Here is a 1,753-nt window from a genome sequence, read left to right as displayed (position 1 = left end):
GCAATCAGATGAAGCCAAAGGAAGCCCGCAGCAAAGTGATTGACGGGATTCTTGCCAGCCGGACAGACTGCAAGGAATGTAAGCCTGTCTATGAGAAGTACCAGAAGATGTTTTTTAAGAAAACAAAGGAGAAATTCAAACAGGAACACCCGGAGGTTGCCCGGTATGAGAAAGCCGCCGCCTACCTTGCCAAGCACCCGGACGATAAGGACAGTACCCAAAATGAGCTGCAAGAGGAGCAGGAAAAACTTCTCAGCGAAATCGCAGAGCTGAAAGAACCTTTGACCGAGGTACAGGCTGATTTGAAGAAGTTGCGGGACATCCGCTACTGGGTACGGAAAGCTACACCCGGCACAGAAGAAAGCAAAGAGCCGCCCAAGAAGCAGCCTATCAAGGAAGTCTTGCAGGATAAGGCAGACGAGAAAAAAGCACAAAGAACTGCCCAGGAACAGACGAAACACAAACAACAGGATATGGAACTTTAACAGGCACTTGCCATTTTCAATCAGAGAATGTCAGGTGCTTTTCTTTTTTCAAGGAGGGATAGATTTGAATGTATTTGAAGCTGTGAAGCAGTCCGTCACAACAAGACAGGCTGCGGAGCATTATGGAATCCATGTAGGTCGAACGGGATGGCTTGCTGCCCGTTCCATAACGATAAAACCCCAAGCATGAAGCTGGATCGGCGTTACCACTGCTTCGGCTGCGGTGCGGATGGGGATGTGATTGATTTTGCCGCCGCCCTGTATGGGCTGAGAAAGAAAGAAGCCGCCGTACAGCTGGCACAGGACTTCGGGCTTTCCTATGAGGACTGGAAACCGCCGGGAAAGGAAAAAAAGCCAAAGCCCCGGCAGAAATCCCCGGAGGAACAGTTTCAGGAAGCAAAGAACCGCTGCTTCCGTATTCTTGCCGATTATCTCCACTTGCTTATGGCATGGAGAAAGGACTACGCCCCGCACTCCCCGGAGGAAGCCTTTCATCCCCGGTTCGTGGAAGCCTTACAGAAGCAAGCCCAAGTGGAATATCTGCTGGATATATTGCTGTTCGGGGAGACAGAGGAAAAAGCGGCTTTGATTGCGGACTACGGAAAGGATGTGATACAGCTTGAACAGCGAATGGCAGAGCTTGCAGCCGCAGACGCAGCAAGAATTAAAAAACACCATGAACGCCATGCAGCCACCCCAGAGCATTGAGGAAATCAAAGCGGGACTGGAAACTACCGAGAAAGGCGGTGTCCGTCAGAGCATACGGAACTGCCTGACCGTATTCCAGCGTGACCCGCTGCTTTCCGGGGCTATCGCATACAACATCCTGACCGACCGCAAGGACATCATAAAGCCCATCGGCTTCCACAGAGAAAGCACAGCCCTGAACGATACGGATATGAAGTATCTGCTTCTCTATCTGGAAGAAACCTATGGGCTTACCAATGAGAAAAAGATTGATAATGCCATCGGGATTGTGGCGAATGAAAACAAGTACCATCATCCGGGACTACCTAAGTGCCTTGTGTGGGACGGGACAGAACGAATCCGTTTCTGTCTGCGGCACTTTCTGGGGGCTGACGCAGACGATTACACCTATGAAGCGTTGAAGCTGTTCCTGCTGGGTGCAATCTCACGAGCCTTTCAGCCGGGGTGCAAGTTTGAAATCATGCTCTGTCTGGTAGGCGGTCAGGGGGCTGGCAAGTCCACTTTCTTCCGTCTGCTGGCAGTCCGGGACGAGTGGTTCTCCGATGATTTGCGGAAGCTGG

The 1,753-nt window shown here is 51.3% G+C and carries 1 protein-coding gene and 2 pseudogenes; all 3 read left to right on the top strand.

Annotated elements, in window-relative coordinates; genetic code table 11:
• Positions 1-485, top strand: a pseudogene (locus DXA97_RS19705) (conjugal transfer protein); the annotation flags it as partial.
• Positions 486-549: 64 nt separating this feature from the next.
• A pseudogene (locus tag DXA97_RS19700) lies at positions 550-1,193 on the top strand (CHC2 zinc finger domain-containing protein).
• The coding region (locus tag DXA97_RS19695) for a virulence-associated E family protein (protein ID WP_243107791.1) at positions 1,162-1,753 on the top strand (592 nt) is incomplete at its 3' end. The pseudogene DXA97_RS19700 and the gene DXA97_RS19695, both read left to right, overlap by 32 nt.

Origin of the sequence: Clostridium sp. OF09-36, assembly GCF_003481985.1 — a bacterium.
Classification (GTDB): Bacteria; Bacillota; Clostridia; order Lachnospirales; family Lachnospiraceae; genus Brotaphodocola.
Note: the sequence above shows the minus strand (reverse complement) of the source record. Positions and strands in the feature narration are given on the sequence as shown.